Here is a 15,058-nt window from a genome sequence, read left to right as displayed (position 1 = left end):
CATGCCTCGTGAGACAGCCCGCCGCCGCGCGGGCTTCACCATGCTCGAATTGCTCGCCGTCGTCACCATCGTCGGCGTGATCATGGCCATCATGGCGCCCCGCTTCCGCATCGCGCGCAGCACCGAGCTGCAGCTCGCCGGCATGCAGATGGCGCAGGACATCGATGTGACGCGCACGCGCGCGCTGTCCACCCGACAGCTCGCGCGCGTCGCATTCGATGCGGATCTGCACCGGTATGGCGGCTATCTCGATCACGATGGCAATGGCACGATCACTCAGTCCGCGGCCGAGTGGCAGGCGCTGCGCGGATTCGGCGAGCGGGAACTGCCCAAAGGCATTTCCTTCGGGCAAGGTGCCGCTCCCAAGCTGCCCGACGATGTGGGCAGCGGATCCATCACCTTCGAAAGCGCCCGCGTGGAGTTCGACTCCCGCGGTCTGGTCAAACCCATGGGCACGTCCGGTGTCGTTTACCTCACCGCCGATGCCGAGCCACTGGCCGTCGTGGCCATCTCGGTGGCGCCGTCCGGCAATACACGATTCTGGACCTGGAGCCCGGAAGGAGGTTGGAAGTGATCCGCTCTTCACACAGAATGAGCGCACCGTTGCGCGGCGCTTCGCGCGGGCGCCTTCACAGGAGGCGTCGCGCCGGCTTCACGCTCATCTCCATGATCGTGGCCATCGTGCTGCTCACGGTCGGTCTGATGTCGCTGGCCGGCGCCAATTCGCAGACGCTCACGTTGCAGACCGTCGCGCAGAATCGCACCAATGCCATCGCCATCGCACGCGCGTATGTGGAGCAGGTGCGCACCCGTGACCCCTGGCTCATCGAGACCGAATCGGCGGTGCGGCTCGATGGCGACGGTGCGGTGAGCGCGTCCGGTGCCTATCGCCGCACCCTGACCGTCACGGAACTGCGCCAGAATCTCATCCGCATCGAAGTACGCGTGGACTTTCCGCGCGCGTCCAAACCCGTGCTGCTGACCACATTGATGTTCCGCGGCAACGGTCTCTCCGGGGAGGCCTGATGCGCCGATCCACGCGTACCCGTCGCGGCTTCACGCTCGCGGAAATCCTGATCTCCATGACCGTCGCCATGGTGGTCATCGCCAGCGCCACCTCTTTCTCCATGCAAAGCTGGAAGACGCGGCGCAACTGGACCGTGCGCGAGACGGTCGATCGTGATGCCCGTTTCGTGGGCCTCTCACTGGCCCGCGATGTCCAGGAAGCCGGCATCGCCATCACCAGCACGCCCGTCTTCTCGTCCATGGACACCCGGGGGGATACGATCACCGTGCTGTCGGTGCCGTTCTCTCCTGATGAAGCGCCGGTGTATCCCATCTACAACGATGGCGACACGCTCCCCACCTATCCGGTCGGCGGCACCTGCGGCGCCACCTGCATCGACTTCCAGAAAGTCAGCGGCGGCTACGATCTCAAGGCCGGCGATCTGGTGAAACTGCAGGTGGGATCGACCCGGCGTCTGCTGCTCCTCACCTCCGTGACCAACCGATCGGCGACGTTGTTCCGGGTCAACTTCCTCAACACCAGCTCCGTCGTCAATCGTCCATCGGGACTCGACAGTCTGCTGCTGATGCGCTCGGGGACGTCGATCCAGAAGCTGAACATGATCATGTACTGGCGGGATCCCCTGAAACAGCAGCTGATGCGCGCGGATCAGCTGAATGCCAGCGGGCAGCCCATCGGCGCGGTCATGGCCAACGAAGTCGAACAGTTCCAGGCGCGACTGCTCTTCATCAGTGGGAGTGAGCATCCCACGTACAGTGGCATCGATGCCGACACCACGAACGATGGCAATGACATCATCGGCATGAAGATCCGCGCGAAGATCAAGAGTCAACGTGCCGACCCGGCCGTCAATGGCGGCGTGCCGGTGTCCCGCTGGTACGAATGGAAGATCGCGCCGCGGAATCTGCTGTACGAAAAGAACCGCATGTAGGGGTTGAGGATGGCGGGGCGCCGCCTGCGGCGGCGCCCCGCTTTTATTTCAAGAGGGAGCAGGGGGGAGTTGGTCAGGGAGGAGATGTACAGGACAACGGTTGTCCTATTGATCTCCATCCTGACCAGCTCCTTCCTGCTCCCTCTTGATACAAAAGCGCGCAGCGCCGTCCTTACTTCGAAAAATCCACCGTCGGTGCCGCCCGCGACGCCGGATCGGTCACCTCGAAGTATTCCCGCGCCTTCGCGCCGGTCACCTTCGCGGTCAACACCTGCGGGAATTTGCGGATGTATTCGTTGTACTGACGCACGGCGGCGTTGTAGTCCGTGCGCGAAACGGCGATGCGGTTTTCCGTGCCCGTCAGCTCGTCCTGCAGCTGCAGGAAATTCGCGTTCGACTTGAGCTCGGGGTACGCCTCGATGGCGATGTTGAGCCGCCCCAGAGCCGTCGTGAGCTGCTGGTTCGCATTGGCCAGCTCCGCGGGATCCGACCCGCCCGGCTTCTGCAGAGCGCCCACCAGTCCCGCACGCGCCTGCGTCACCTGGGTGAGCACCGTCTCTTCCTGCTTCGCGAAGCCCTTCACGGTGTTCACGAGGTTCGGAATGAGATCGGCACGCCGCTGGAGCTGCGCATCGATGTTCTGCTTGGCCTGCGCCGCCTGCTCGTCGAAGCTCTGGATGGTGTTGTAACCGCACGCGCTCAGCGAAAGCGCCAACGGCAGCATCAGGGTCGCACGCCGGACCGCGCGCGACACACGATGGAAGGGGCGCAGCGGCTCGTGCAACAGGGCCTGAATCATCGGGATGCTCCTCGGAGGTTGTCGTGAAAAAATATGATCAGCGTTCGCGCGGCGGCGCGTCGAACGCATCGAGATAACGAACCAGAGCGGTCATACCGGCCAGATACCCCTCCAGTACCCTTTCGAGCTCGGCATCGGCCACGGTCGCGCCCCGACGCAATGCGGCCGCACGCTGATATGGCGTTCCGTCGAAGCCGCAGCGCTGCCCCACGGCGTCGATCACCTGCTGACCGTCCTTCGGCGGCACCTCGCCGGCGAGTCGCAACACGGCCCGGAAGATGACCAGCAGTGTGCTCACACTCTGCCGGAGCAGATCACGTTGACGGCCGGCATCGGTGCCCGCCACCATGACGCCGCGTCGGAGCCGCAGCAGCTTGCCCATGGCCTCCTGCTCCAGCTGCAGCCGCAGGTCCGCACGATTCACGGTGATCCCGTCCAGCGGCAGCTCTCCGAACAGCACGCGATGACGCTCGAGAATGTCCGCGTACTCCATCGGAAAGATGTCCGCGGAGGCGCGCCATTCGTCGAGCGTGAGTTCGAGCACCGGCGGATTGCCGGCTTCCTGCCAGCCCCGCATGGTCTGCCCCAACGCCCGCATATGCGCCAACGGCAATGACTCGGCGAGCAGCATCACGTTGAAATCCGAGTGGCCGGCCACCTCTTCGCCGCTGGCGGTCGATCCATACAGTACGACGGCATGCAGCGCGTCACCATGCACGTGCTGCAACTGCCGCACGAGATCGTCCAGCGTCATCCTGCTACCAATTCGAGCCACCGCCACCTCCGCTGAAGCCACCGCCGCCACCGAACCCGCCGAAGCCTCCGCCACCACCGCCGAACCCACCACCACTCCAGCCGCCATGGCGCGGACCACCAAACCCCGGACCGGGGATCGGCAAAGGAATACACCCGACGCAGCCTCGGCGGCGGTTCATCGAACTCACCACGATCACGATGATGACCAGGAGGACGATCATCGCGAAGGGCGACTCCTCCCCGCTGTCCCGGGACGCCTGTCGCGGCGGAATCGGCAGACCGTCCAGGGTCACGCCGAACGCCCGGGCATACCGGTCGGCGACCTGCGCCGAGAGCTGGACCAGCGCCGTCGAATAGTCGCGGGCCTGGAAGAGCGGGGTCTGGGCCCGGCACAGCGCGCCCGCCGTGGCGTCGGTCAGGAACCCCTCCGCGCCCTGCCCGGTCTCGATCCGGCAGTAGCCTCGCCCGTCGCCCGATGTCTCCTTGGGCACCAGCAGAATGATGACCCCGGCATTGCGCGCCGCATCGCCGATGGCCACATCTGCGCCGACCTTCCATTCACGGCCGAGGCGCAGGGCCACCTCCTCCACCGGCCGGCCGCCCAGATCCGGCAGGGTGACTACCACCATGTCTCCCCGCGTGGCCGCGTTCACGCGCTGCGCCAGCGAGTCGATCTGCGCCCGCGCCGCCGGCGCGATCACGCCGGCGAAGTCGTTCACATAGCCGACCGGCTGCGGCAGGGGCGTTTGCCCTGGCAGCCCCTGCGTGGCCATGGCCACCCCGACCATGCCCGCCAGCAGCGCGACCCGGAACCGTCGGAAAGAGATCATCACCTTGGGGAAGATATCATCCGGGAGAACTGCGTGGACTACGGGAGCTGGAACCACGGGAGCTGAGACTACGGAAGCTGGGGAAACGGGAGCTGGGACCACGGGAGCTGGACCGACGGGGAACCACGGCACCACGGTGGCTGGAAAAACGGGGGACCCACGGGTGTCCGTAGTTCCAGCTCCCGTAGTCCCAGCTCCCGTAGTCCCAGCTCCCGTGGTCCCAGCTCCCGTGGTTCCAGCTCCCGTGGTTCCAGCTCCCGTAGTTCCAGCTCCCGTTTCCCCAGTCCCCGTAGTTCCCCCCGTGCCCGTGGTCCCCTTCCTCCTCTTCCACTACCCTTCAGGGATGCCTCGTTCCCCCCGCCTGCTCGCCCTTCTCCTCGGCGCCCTGAGCCTCGCCACCAGCGCGTGCGATCGCGCCAGCGCCGAGTCCGGCGACAAGAAGAGCAACGCCGCGCCGGAAGCGGCGGGAGCGCCCGCTACATCCGGCGCCACCAGCACCTCCACTGGCTTCGTGCCGACGGGGGCCGACTCCGCGCTCACGCTGCGGGCCGACGAGGGCCGTCTGCTTGGCAAGCCGGGCGCCATGTGGGTGGTCATGATCTCCGACTATCAGTGCCCGTATTGCAAGATGTGGCACGATTCGTCGATGGTGCGGTTCGAACGGGACTACATCAACACGGGCAAGGTGCGGTTTGCCTACCTGCACCTGCCGCTCACGTCCATTCATCCGCACGCACGCGCGGAGTCGGAAGGGGCGATGTGCGCGGCCGCGCAGGGCAAGTTCTGGCCGTTCTCCAATGCCCTGTTCGCGGCACAGCGTACCGTGGGCACCATGAACGACGTGACCCCACTGCTCAACCGCATCGCACGCGAGCAGAAACTCGACATGACACAATTCGAGACCTGCCGGCAGTCCACGGCCATCCGTTCGCTGGTGGAAGCCGACCTGCAGCAGGCCCAGAAGGCCGGGGTGGAATCGACACCGTCCTTCGTGATCGGCGAGTTCATGGTGCGGGGCGCTCTGCCCTATGCGGACTTCTCACAGGCCGTCGACACCGCGCTCGTGCTGTTCCGCAAGCGCATGGCCGCCGGACAGTCGGCAGGGCCCGGCGCCACCCGCTGAGTCGATCGTCGGTCCCGCCTGCCGCGCCGTGGACCCGTCCCGGTCGGATCCGAGATCGTAGGCATCCATCGTCGGCATCTCCCGTCGCGCGCACCACGATGCACCCCTTGTTGCGTCCTCTCTATGCCGGAGCGGCATCGCTCGCCACCCATGCCGGTCCGGTCGTGGGGGAAACCCTGGCCCTGGGCGCCGGAGACGGGAACAAGCTCGTTCGCACGCTGCGTGCCCGTCGCGGAGTGATCGAACGATGGGAAGCGCTGGCCGCGCAACACCGTGACGGTTCACGCCCGCTGGTGTGGATGCACGCCCCATCGGTCGGAGAGGGATTGCAAGCACGTCCCGTGGCGCACGCGCTTCGTGCGCAACACCCGTCGGTGCAACTCGCGTACTCGTTCTTTTCGCCCAGCGCCGAACGGTTCGCCTCGTCGATCGGCGCGGACTTCAGCGACTATCTGCCGTTCGACACGCGTGACGCGGCCGACCGGTTGTTGCACGCGCTCCGCCCCTCGGCGCTCGTCTTTGCGAAGCTGGATATCTGGCCGACGCTGGTGGAGCGCGCAGCCGCACTTGGTGTGCCGGTGATTCTGCTGAGCGGCACGGTGGCGCCGGCCTCCGGTCGTCGAGGCCGATTCGCGCGCGCGTTGCTGCACGACGCATATCACGCGCTCGATGCCGTGGGCGCCATCGACGAGGCCAACGGTGAACGTCTCGTCGAACTGGGCGTGCGACGCGACGCGCTCCACATCACCGGCGACACGCGATTCGATCAGGTGTGGGAGCGCGCGCAGCAGGTGAACCGAGAAAGCCCCTTGCTGAAGACATTGGCCAGCCATCGCCCCACGCTGGTGGCGGGATCGACGTGGCCCGCCGATGAAGCCGTGTTGTTGCCGGCCTGGGATCGTATACGCGCCGCACAACCCGACGCACGCCTGATCATCGCACCGCACGAGCCCACCGCAGAACACAACGCGCCGATCATCGCCTGGGCTGCGGCACGAGGACTGACCCTGTCGACACTCTCCGCAATCGAACGCGACATCGAACCTGACATCGAGCGGGACGGAGAGCCTGGCATCGAACATCGCCAGGCAAATGACCTATCCATCGAAAACGTGGATGTCGTTCTGGTCGACCGGGTTGGCGTCCTGGGCGACCTCTATGCGCTCGCCAACACCGCATTCGTCGGCGGCGGTTTCCATTCGGCCGGATTGCACTCCGTCATCGAACCGGCCGCCTACGGCGTACCGGTGCTGTTCGGGCCCCGTCACGATATGAGCCGTGAGGCCGGCCTGCTGCTCGCTGCCGGTGGCGCGGAATCGCCCGTGGACATCGACTCATTGAGCACCGCGCTGCGCCGGTGGCTGCTCGATGACGCGTGGCAACCGGCTGGAGCCCACGCGCGTGCGGTTGTGGAACAGGAGCTCGGCGCGACGGCGCGGGCTCTTGCGATCGTAACAGCGAGAGGACGTCTGAGGCTTCCGATCACCGGCATGGCTTAGCGTCCTGGAGTCGTATCTCGACTTGCGGGGGGATCATCCTCCCGAGACACGCCGTGGAGCACCAATGACCCGTGGCCATTTCTCATCTTCGCATCTTCTTTGAAGGAATGTCTGGCCTTGGATATCGCAAATGTCATGACATACGGTCGACTGTGAAAAGGTGATCGTATTCTTCGCGACTGAAAGTGATCTCCAGCGAGACATTGTCGCGAATGCGTAGGTTGTGTCGCGCGGCTGCGCATCACGTCGCGAATAGTGATTGCAGGCAGTCCCCGTGAATTTACATTCGCCGAACCGCGCACGCGTGCGGGCTCGAACGACATGAATTGTTCGAGAACACCAGCAACAGGAGGCCGTGGCCATGAAAAAACTGCAACTGGATCAGAAAGACCTGCGGATCGAGTCATTCAAGCCTGCGGTGCACACCGGAAAGCGCGCGGATGTGATCGCACAGGCCACATGCATTCCCACGGACACCGAGCCGACCTGCGATCACACGAACTTCAACGGTTACACCTGCTCGGTCTGCTCCACGTCGTGTGAGGCGGTCTGTTGAAGAGGTTCTGGTGATTCCGAACGCCTGTCACCAAGGCGCCGGCGCCTCCCCTGCGCCGGCGCCTTCAGACTTCTCCATGGGGAGTTCCGTGTCTGCATCGTCGGTGAACGGCTCGGTCTCTCCATTGTTCGTCGCCAGGCTCAGTGCTCTCTCCATGACGCATCTGGAGCTGCTCACTTCGTCAGAACTCAGGGACGGTGTCGCTGACCTCGTTCTGGCCTCTTCGAATGTTCGGGAGAGTGCTGCTTCGGCGAATGACGCGCTGTTCCGTATTGTTCCACGCGCGACCGATTCGAGTGTCCGTGCATCGCTGCTTCGGCTGCGCCGCGACCTATTCAATGAGCGGCTACCACGTCCTGATGATCTCGCGAGAGCTTTCGAGTTTTCATGGCCGGACGAACGTACCGCCATAGCGCCTATGGTCACCGCACTGGAGCGATACTCTGCAAATCTGGACCGTCTTGTCGCCGCCCACGAAACGGTGCTCGCCGAATCGCGAAAGAGCCTGGCGACGTTGCTCGATGACGAAAGACTCGGTGGGGGTGTGCTCATGGCTTCCCCTTCATTGTACGCCAGCTTCGCGCGCTACAAGCGTGGAGTGACGGAAAGCTTCAGAGCACGGGAGGCGCAGATCGAACGTGGCTTGCTGCGGTATCTCACGCGCGCGGCGGCGAAGGCAACACCATTTGCATCTTTCTGCAAGATCGTTGAGGGGCGGGTTGAGGCATACGATGGCATATCCGAGGGATCGGATGCGCCCGTATTGTATTCCACCATTGGAACGCTGGACGATGGCCCTCATGTCGTTCGAATCAACAAACAATTGTTTGACCTCATCTGGTCTACATTGCGAGTGCGGCCCGCAGTCCGACCTCATCTCATTGTGGAACTCAACCCCACACTGCGAGTCGTGGACGGCTCATTGACATTTCTGGCCGTCCTCGACGATGCCGAGGTCCTCCAACGTATCGACCAGAACGAGGAGCTGGCATTCGTGGTCGATGAGGTACGGAAGCATGGCCCCGCCTCACCGGCGCAACTGGCCCAGGTATTGGCTGCGATTCCCTCGATAGAGACGACGTCCGAGGATGTCGAGAGCTTCCTCCTGGCGCTGGTCGATGTCGGACTTTTGCGTCCTCGATCGCCTGTTCATTCACAGGACACGGAATGGGTCGGCCCACTCCGGAGCGCCATCGCTCATATCGACGACGCTTTCGTCCGCACGACGACACGATTTCTCGATCAGGTGAACACGGCCGTACAAGAGTATGCCACGGCACCTTTGCAGCAGCGCGCTTCCCTCGATCGGTGTCTTCGTAGCTCGTTGGACGAATTGCTCGTTTGTGCCGGTCACCCCGCCGGCAGCTTTGCCGATCCACTGCTGTTCGAAGACTGTGGTGCAGCCCTCCAGCTGACAATTCCGCAAACGAAGGAAAATACACGCTGCTTCGAGGTGTTGACGGAGTGGGTTCGACGGACGCACTCGCTGTCGTACCCTCGGTCCGAAATGGCAGGCCTTCGAGCTTTTTTCGATGGAAACTTTCCGGATCGTGTTGGTGGAGTACCGCTCCTGGAGTTGTACGAAAACTATTACCGGGAGCATCGCAATGAGCATCTGACGCGAATCGATCGCATGCGGTCCAACGCCAAAGACCCATCACTCGATGGCTATGACACGAAAAATCCGTTTGGTGTCCCGATTGTCGCCCAGATCCGTGAGACCATTCAGAACTGGTCGAGTCTCATCCGTGCACGCTGGACAGCGAATCCAGATGCCGAAGAGATCGACATTCCACTTGCTGACTTTCCATCGATCGGCAAGACGATGATGAGCGACACACCGATTCCGCGATCCGTTTCCCTATTCTGTCAACTCGCACACGATGGACGCGGCACCCGCATTCTTGTCCCGGACGGCCGATTGGCTCAAGGGTTTGGGAAGTACTTTTCGCGTTTTCTTTCCGTCTTGCCTGAAGAATTTACCGACGCCGTGCGGAACGAAAACGCCGACTTGGGTGGCGATGCCCTTGTGGAGCTTGCTGGTGATGGCAACCACAACGCCAATTTCCATCCCCCCCTCCTTCGTCGGGAGATGGCATATCCGACCGGAGACACTTCATTGCCCCACAATATCGTGCGATGGGACGACATCGTCGTGCGGCGCGATCTTTCCGACGAGCATTCTCTGGTGCTGATTTGCGCATCGACGGGAGAGCGTGTCTATCCGGTCGATCTCGGATTTCTCAGTCAGGTTCGCCGGCCGGCCTTGTTTCAGTTTTTACTCAATTTCTCCGTGGCCGGTCCGATCAGTATTCCGCTGCCCACGTCTCCGAACGGCATCGAGTCGATAGACAACGCAGGCATCATTTACCGCCCCCGTATTTCCATGGGTGGTCACATCGTCGTGGCGCGGCGAAGCTGGACCGTACCGGCGGCTCACTTTCCTGAGCGAGGATCGGATGAATCGGCATCCGACTACTTTGTCAGGATCAATGAATGGAGAACGGCACTTCGTATACCTGCACGTGTCTATGTGAGGGTATTCCCGCTCGAACGGGGAATCCCCAAGGATACGTCGAAGACTGATTCGGATGCGCAACCCGCACCCTCGACTGCGGCACAACGGGCCTCACGTGACTACAAGAAGCCTCAGTTCATCGACTTCGAAAGTCCGATTCTCACTGCCCTCTTCGCGCGTATCCACGGGACGCTGACCGATTATGTCGTGCGAATCGAGGAGCAGTATCCGACCACCGATCAGTTGCCACATGTCAACGGTCAGCCCCATGCCGTTGAGTTGGTGATGCAGGTCAACTGGAAAGAGGGAGGCAGCGCTTCTTCATGACATCGACGATGGAATGGATGAGTGCACACCTGTATTTCGAAGGAGACCCGTTCGATACGACTTGCGATCGCATACTGCTGTCCTTTGTTCAACCAATTGTCACCAAGTTACGCACCGACGGCCTCGTGCAACGAGCATTTTTTGTCCGTTTCCGTGACCCCTACCCTGATCCACGGTCGCATGTTCGCCTGCGTTTGCTCACGGACGTAACGGAAGCATCGAAGGTGACCGACCACATCGAGCGTCAATGGAATACTGGAGGTCGATTGAAGGCACGAGGCATGCTCAGATGGACTCCATACGAACGCGAAACGCAGCGCTATGGCGGGATAGAGGCCATGCCGGCCATCGAACATCTGTTCGAAGCATCTTCCACCTTGGCCGGCGATATCCTGACGCCCAGTGTGATCGGCGACCGCAGTGCTCGCCTCGGGAAGGCAATGCTTGCCACCATCGTGTTTTTTCATCATTTCTTCGATGATCGACGGGAATGGACCGATGTCGTTCGTCGACATGCCCATCGTCTCCTGCACACACAAGACGGCGCAGAGGAGGCCCGTGTCGAGCTTCTGGACGCCGTACGTGCCCGAAGCCACGCACAACGATCCGACATTCTCCGCATCGTCGCAGACGTCGAGGCGGGTGACTTGCCGCCAGGGCCGTTCTCCGCTTTCGGGAGAGAGGTCTCTGTCGCGCGAGGCGACCTGAAGGCGCTGTGCGATGCGGGGCGCCTCTGCGTATATGGCAAATTGAAGAATTGGGGATTGGTATCGGATGCACTGGCAGGAAGCCTGGTCCATATGACGAACAACCGGATCGGCATCGAGCGACTGGAGGAGAACCTGCTGACGCTATTGTTATGGGAGTGCCTCAATGACTGACGCGACCCGCGGTCTTCTTCTGGAGGGGGCGGCTCGGATTGGGCAACGCCTGGTGCAGACGGCATTGTGGGATCAGGATGCGTGTTCATGGTCCATCTCGACGATCGACACTGATCGACCTGACGGATACACAATGATTCCGACGATTGCCAACGGAACGCTCTATCAAGGCTCAGCCGGTATCGGCCTCTTTCTTGCCGAACTCTGGCGAATCACCCGGGAACGCTCATTGCTCGTTTGTGCGCGCGGGGCGATGCGACACGCCGTGCGAGAGGACGCCACTCCTCTGCTCTGTTCGCTGTACTCGGGAGCCGTTGGTGTGGCGTATGTGGCCTCACGGCTGGTCGAGATCACCGGTGATGACGAATGGGCCTCCATCACACGGTCCGTGGTGGACCGTGTGCGTTCAGCGATCCCCACTCGGACATCCGGTGACGTCATTACCGGTAGTGCCGGAGCACTTCTCGGTCTGTTGCATCTCCCCCAGCATCTCGTTGGTTCCACCGCATTGGACGCCGCCATGGAAATTGGCGAACAGCTGGCACGGGACGCCGTTGTCCACCCCTACGGTTGGTCCTGGGAGTTCGGGGGATGGTCCGTGAAACAGCACCTCTGTGGTTATTCCCATGGCGCTTCCGGTTATGCGCACGCTTTCCTGGAACTGTTCGCGGTGACCGGAGACGCGCGCTGGCATCACGGAGCGACCAGAGCCATCGAATATGAGCGCCGCCATCGAGACGTGAATGTACGCGGAGATTGGCCGGACTTTCGTGACATGAAGCTCTGGAACTGGGCACGAAGCACCAGTGATGGCATCAAGCTTCGCGAGCAATTCCGGACTGCAGATGTCGCCCCTTCACCGATCAACGCCATGCGGGTCTGGTGTCACGGCGCGCCTGGAATCGGGATGGTGAGACTACGTGCGGTCACGCTCGGCGTCGATGCGGAAAATTGCCGTGAGGAAGCGCTCGACGCATTCACGCTCGTGGCGACAACTCTCGATGAAACCATCCCCCGGGGCTATTCCGTCTGTCATGGCGTGCTGGGAAATGCCGAGGTGCTGCTACACGCCGAACGCATTGCCGGCTGGCAATTCGGTGACATCGCCCGCGAAGCGGCGCTGGTGGGAGTCGAGCAGTTCGAACTGAAAGGCATTCCCTGGCCTTCCGGTATAATGCTCAATGTCCCGGAACCGAGTCTCATGCTCGGCGACGCGGGAATAGGATTGGTGCTTCTGCAGCTTACCGATCCTGCCGTCCCATCCGCATCATTTCTTTCAGGATGGACTCCACCAGTCGCCACGCAGTCTGGAGATATCGAAGCCTTGCGGATGAAGGATGCCATGACCTTTCTCCGTCGATATTCCCTCGTGGCCTCCCGTTTGGGCGAGCAGGCCGTACCGGCGACCCTCCAGGCGACACTGGATGCCGGTGCGAGCACGCCGGAGCGTACGCTGGACGCGATCACGACCGCCATCAGCACCATTCCCTGCGCTCGAACGGCGAGCTTACTGGCCGACGCGCTCGCTCCAGACGCGGCACGTCTTCGCGAACACATCGGCTTCGACGACTATCGGTCACAGAGAATTGCCGAATTGCGCGCTTTGGCTGCCGATGAGATCGAGTGGGATACCGCACGTATTGGTCTCGCGCCGGAGACGAGAATCGTCACTACGCAATGGGCCTGGCGATCGTGGCTGGAGAGCCACCATGACGACAGCGCTCTCCCGGAGCTTCAGGACGAATCCTGGGTTCTGTACCGATGGGGCAGCCAGATCATTCTGAAACCACTCGGCGCATTCGAAGCTCTGGTGATGGAGCTGATGCGCGAACCGGTGACGATGGATGAGTTGTACGCGCGTGTTGAGGCCGCCGCCGACTTCACGGATCGTGCACGCCGCGATCTCATTCCGGTGCTGCGAGATCTTGTGCGCAATGCGGCCATTGCGGGCATTGCCCGTGCTCACGCATCGGAATCACGGCGAAAGGCGGATCGTCGGGTATGGAGGGCGCCCATTCGTGTAGGGGTTGTCGACAGCGGATGGGACGATCGAGTGGCTGACGGGAGGGTGAGTAGCGGATGTGCTTTCGTCGACGACGATGGACTATGCCTCGATCGACCCTCGATTGATCACCGTGATCGTTTCGGCCACGGAACACGTTGCACCCGCTTGATTCTCGACACTGCCCAAGACATACAGGTTGTCCCGATGCGCATATTCAATCGTGCTCTGGAAACATCCGCCGAGGTGTTGTATGCGGCACTGGAGTGGGCGGAAAGACAACGTTTCGACGTCCTCAACTTGAGCCTTGCGACATCAGCGTCCGACACGCGCGATCGACTCTATTGGCTCATCAATCGACTTCGGGATCGTGGCACTTTGGTGGTTGCTGCCGCCTGCAATAAGACGGGTGCAGGTTATCCAGCCATCTTCGACACAGTCATAGGAGTGGGCCTCGATACGGATACCATGGCGACCCAACCGCAGACACCGTTCGAATTGGACGTGAGAATTCCCATCCGGACATTCCGACGACACGTGAGCCATCGATACGGCCGGGTGAGCAACAGCCTGGCCGCGGCATTTGTCTCGGGGCTGCTGGCACAGCTGATCGAGAGACATGGCCGCCTCGATATCGACGAAGCCCGAGAGTATCTGCACCGGCAGATGGAAGATCTTCAGCAGGGATCGGCAGCGACCGACGCCCATTAACACTCCCTGTCCCGTCGCAGTACGCTGGCGATGCGATCGGCGGCGGCTTTTCGATCGAGTGTCTTTGCGCAGGTTCGCAGTGACATCCCCAGAATGGCGTGTGCATCGGCCTGAAGCGTACGCATCGAACTGTATTGAATCTGCCGCACCACATCGGAGACTTTCCATGTACCGTCGAATAGAGCATCGCATCCCCTGACAACACGCGCAACACGCACGATCGTGGAAGGGGCAGCGAGGCCAGCATCCACCAGTTGGCGCTCCGCCGTGCGGCGACTCCGGTCTTGCGAAGCGATAAACTCCGCCGTCGAGGGAGGGATATCTCCTCTGCCCAATACTCCTGCGACCTGCAATAGCAGATGATGCGGGAGCCTCAGGAGTTGCTCCACGACTTCATACAATACGAGGCATCGGACACTGAGACTTGCCGAGGGCCCCAGGGCACGCGCTATGCGCACGGCCTCATCGTGCGCGCCCCACAACACGATTTCGATGCGAAACTGCCATCCGATCCTCAGCAACGCACGCACTGAATCCAGATCCGGCGATGAAAGTGCAATGACGGGAAGACCACAAGTGATCGCGTGGCGCACCAGATCACTCAGCGCCTTTTCACTCGCCATTCGCGGATCGAAGACAAAAGCGCCTCCCCGGTCGAGCTGCTCTGTGGCAGCTCCGGCATGCGGCACAATCACGACATCGTCTCCGTTCCACAACGTCGATGTCAGCCGGCGGCAAGCCTGTACCGGCAACAAGGCCGTAATACGACGACGCAGACGTATCGCAGCCGAACAAGATGCAATCGAGCCGTCGTTGGAAAATTGATCGTGCATATTGCCCGCCTTAATGAGGACCCAGCAAACAGTCTTTCTATGGTGGTAAGCCCGGCTCAGCGGTTTGGGAGGAGCGTATTTCAGTCAACTTGATACTGGTAAGAAAATTCGACGCCTGCAACCTTTGAAAGGCGTGAGGGCTCGCTCTCCGGTGCTGGGTGCATCTCGCATTTGAAAGATCTTCTGAACTCTTCTTTCTGCCGAGCCCGTCATCCATCCAGCGTAAAGAAGGGTGTGTTCTCCATGAACGTCCAAATGTCGCTGG

The 15,058-nt window shown here is 61.9% G+C and carries 12 protein-coding genes; 8 read left to right on the top strand and 4 right to left on the bottom strand.

Annotation, left to right across the window (positions count from 1 at the left end):
- Window position 1: 1 nt before the first annotated feature.
- From WG208_RS00910 to WG208_RS00900, 3 genes are read left to right on the top strand one after another with little or no spacing between them, the layout of a single operon-like run.
- Window positions 2-574 (top strand): type II secretion system protein, encoded by a 573-nt coding sequence (locus tag WG208_RS00910; protein ID WP_337169429.1) that lies wholly within the window; start codon window positions 2-4, stop codon window positions 572-574.
- A 17-nt stretch (window positions 575-591) separates the two neighbouring features.
- On the top strand, window positions 592-1,026 hold the full coding sequence (locus WG208_RS00905) for a prepilin-type N-terminal cleavage/methylation domain-containing protein (protein ID WP_337169428.1): 435 nt from the start codon (window positions 592-594) through the stop codon (window positions 1,024-1,026).
- On the top strand, window positions 1,026-1,958 hold the full coding sequence (locus WG208_RS00900; protein ID WP_337169427.1) for a prepilin-type N-terminal cleavage/methylation domain-containing protein: 933 nt from the start codon (window positions 1,026-1,028) through the stop codon (window positions 1,956-1,958). The genes WG208_RS00905 and WG208_RS00900 overlap by 1 nt, the downstream gene beginning before the upstream one ends.
- A gap of 172 nt (window positions 1,959-2,130) precedes the next feature.
- Here WG208_RS00900 and WG208_RS00895 read toward each other — a convergent pair whose 3' ends face one another.
- The 3 genes from WG208_RS00895 to WG208_RS00885 are packed head-to-tail and all read right to left on the bottom strand — an operon-like array spanning window position 2,131 to window position 4,343.
- Entirely contained in the window at window positions 2,131-2,757 is a 627-nt protein-coding gene (locus tag WG208_RS00895) for a LemA family protein (protein ID WP_337169426.1), read from the bottom strand.
- A 37-nt stretch (window positions 2,758-2,794) separates the two neighbouring features.
- Entirely contained in the window at window positions 2,795-3,511 is a 717-nt protein-coding gene (locus WG208_RS00890) for a hypothetical protein (protein WP_337169425.1), read from the bottom strand.
- A gap of 4 nt (window positions 3,512-3,515) precedes the next feature.
- Window positions 3,516-4,343, bottom strand: a complete 828-nt coding sequence (locus WG208_RS00885) for a TPM domain-containing protein (protein WP_337169424.1) — start codon at window positions 4,341-4,343, stop codon at window positions 3,516-3,518.
- Between the two features lie 343 nt (window positions 4,344-4,686).
- On the opposite strand from WG208_RS00885, the gene WG208_RS00880 reads away from it, so the two are divergent.
- From WG208_RS00880 to WG208_RS00860, 5 genes are all read left to right on the top strand, one after another.
- Complete coding sequence (locus WG208_RS00880; RefSeq protein WP_337169423.1) at window positions 4,687-5,466, top strand: thioredoxin domain-containing protein; 780 nt, start codon at window positions 4,687-4,689, stop codon at window positions 5,464-5,466.
- A 107-nt stretch (window positions 5,467-5,573) separates the two neighbouring features.
- On the top strand, window positions 5,574-6,965 hold the full coding sequence (locus WG208_RS00875; RefSeq protein WP_337169422.1) for a glycosyltransferase N-terminal domain-containing protein: 1,392 nt from the start codon (window positions 5,574-5,576) through the stop codon (window positions 6,963-6,965).
- A gap of 644 nt (window positions 6,966-7,609) precedes the next feature.
- Window positions 7,610-10,366 (top strand): lantibiotic dehydratase, encoded by a 2,757-nt coding sequence (locus WG208_RS00870; RefSeq protein WP_337169421.1) that lies wholly within the window; start codon window positions 7,610-7,612, stop codon window positions 10,364-10,366.
- Window positions 10,363-11,247, top strand: a complete 885-nt coding sequence (locus WG208_RS00865; protein ID WP_337169420.1) for a thiopeptide-type bacteriocin biosynthesis protein — start codon at window positions 10,363-10,365, stop codon at window positions 11,245-11,247. The genes WG208_RS00870 and WG208_RS00865 overlap by 4 nt, the downstream gene beginning before the upstream one ends.
- A complete protein-coding gene (locus tag WG208_RS00860) occupies window positions 11,240-13,960 on the top strand; it encodes a lanthionine synthetase LanC family protein (protein WP_337169419.1) in 2,721 nt (906 codons plus the stop codon). The genes WG208_RS00865 and WG208_RS00860 overlap by 8 nt, the downstream gene beginning before the upstream one ends.
- Here WG208_RS00860 and WG208_RS00855 read toward each other — a convergent pair.
- Window positions 13,957-14,793 (bottom strand): hypothetical protein, encoded by an 837-nt coding sequence (locus tag WG208_RS00855; protein WP_337169418.1) that lies wholly within the window; start codon window positions 14,791-14,793, stop codon window positions 13,957-13,959. The two genes, WG208_RS00860 and WG208_RS00855, sit on opposite strands and share 4 nt — an antisense overlap.
- Window positions 14,794-15,058 lie beyond the last annotated feature (265 nt).

The organism is Gemmatimonas aurantiaca (genome assembly GCF_037190085.1).
Classification (GTDB): Bacteria; Gemmatimonadota; Gemmatimonadetes; order Gemmatimonadales; family Gemmatimonadaceae; genus Gemmatimonas; species Gemmatimonas aurantiaca_A.
This window is presented reverse-complemented; position numbering and strand designations above follow the sequence as displayed.

What these genes read in the sequence shown, in the direction of transcription:
- WG208_RS00865 (WP_337169420.1), top strand. Translation starts at nt 10,363, where the DNA reads ATGACATCGACGATGGAATGGATGAGTGCACACCTGTATTTCGAAGGA.
- WG208_RS00855 (WP_337169418.1), bottom strand. Translation starts at nt 14,793, where the DNA reads ATGCACGATCAATTTTCCAACGACGGCTCGATTGCATCTTGTTCGGCT.
- WG208_RS00905 (WP_337169428.1), top strand. Translation starts at nt 592, where the DNA reads ATGAGCGCACCGTTGCGCGGCGCTTCGCGCGGGCGCCTTCACAGGAGG.
- WG208_RS00860 (WP_337169419.1), top strand. Translation starts at nt 11,240, where the DNA reads ATGACTGACGCGACCCGCGGTCTTCTTCTGGAGGGGGCGGCTCGGATT.
- WG208_RS00890 (WP_337169425.1), bottom strand. Translation starts at nt 3,511, where the DNA reads ATGACGCTGGACGATCTCGTGCGGCAGTTGCAGCACGTGCATGGTGAC.
- WG208_RS00910 (WP_337169429.1), top strand. Translation starts at nt 2, where the DNA reads ATGCCTCGTGAGACAGCCCGCCGCCGCGCGGGCTTCACCATGCTCGAA.
- WG208_RS00900 (WP_337169427.1), top strand. Translation starts at nt 1,026, where the DNA reads ATGCGCCGATCCACGCGTACCCGTCGCGGCTTCACGCTCGCGGAAATC.
- WG208_RS00895 (WP_337169426.1), bottom strand. Translation starts at nt 2,757, where the DNA reads ATGATTCAGGCCCTGTTGCACGAGCCGCTGCGCCCCTTCCATCGTGTG.
- WG208_RS00880 (WP_337169423.1), top strand. Translation starts at nt 4,687, where the DNA reads ATGCCTCGTTCCCCCCGCCTGCTCGCCCTTCTCCTCGGCGCCCTGAGC.
- WG208_RS00885 (WP_337169424.1), bottom strand. Translation starts at nt 4,343, where the DNA reads ATGATCTCTTTCCGACGGTTCCGGGTCGCGCTGCTGGCGGGCATGGTC.